We start from the raw sequence: 730 nt of genomic DNA, 5'->3' as shown, positions 1-730 counted from the left end.
GAATGAAATGTTGCCAGCATCACAGTCCATAGGCAAGCTCCCTTTTCTCGCGCCGTGAGCGCCATCAGGCGCCTTTCTCCGTCAGCAGCAGCGCCACCTCCTCCAGCACATAGTCGATAAACAGCCGCGCCGCATAAGAGAGCCCCTTGCGGCTTGGATAGACCAGCCAGATGTTGTCCATGGTGGTCTCGTATGCCGGCAGCAAGTCGATGATGGCGCCACTCTCCACCTGGGGCCGCATGGTGATCTCCGGCAGCACGGCGATGCCATCCCCCTGGGACACGGCGTGGCGAATATAGTAGGAGCTGTTGGAGACAACTCGGCTGTTGATCAGGATCTCCCCGTGATTGAAGATCAGCTTGTTGTCGAGCTGGCCATCGGGCAGCCGCGTCACCAGCACGTTGTGCCCATGCAAATCCTCGAGAGAGGCAGGCCTGCCGTGCCTCTCTATGTACTCCCGGCTGGCATAGAGCTTGCGCGTGAAGGGCATGATGGTGCGGGCGACGAAGCTGTTGTCGATGACGTCGCCGATATGGATGCTCGCATCCAGCCCATAGTTCAGAATGTCGCGATAGCCGACGCTGCTCAGATGCAACTCGATGTTTATCTTCGGGTATTTTTTCAAGAACCGCTCGAGGATATCGTGAATGAAGATATCCGAGTCATTGAGCAGCCCTATCTTGATGTTGCCGACGGGCTGATGGCTCCGGGTGCGGATCTGCTCGTGGGT

General features: G+C 57.8%; 1 protein-coding gene. It reads right to left on the bottom strand.

The window, feature by feature from the left end; all coding sequences use genetic code 11:
* Window positions 1–64: 64 nt before the first annotated feature.
* Window positions 65–730, bottom strand: a 666-nt coding sequence (locus BN1137_RS03470) for a substrate binding domain-containing protein (protein ID WP_050717264.1), incomplete at its 5' end; no start/stop codon positions are given.

The organism is Aeromonas tecta, assembly GCF_000820185.1.
Taxonomy (GTDB): Bacteria; Pseudomonadota; Gammaproteobacteria; order Enterobacterales; family Aeromonadaceae; genus Aeromonas; species Aeromonas tecta.
The sequence above is the reverse complement of the archived record's forward strand: the minus strand, read 5'-3'. Positions and strand labels throughout refer to the sequence as shown.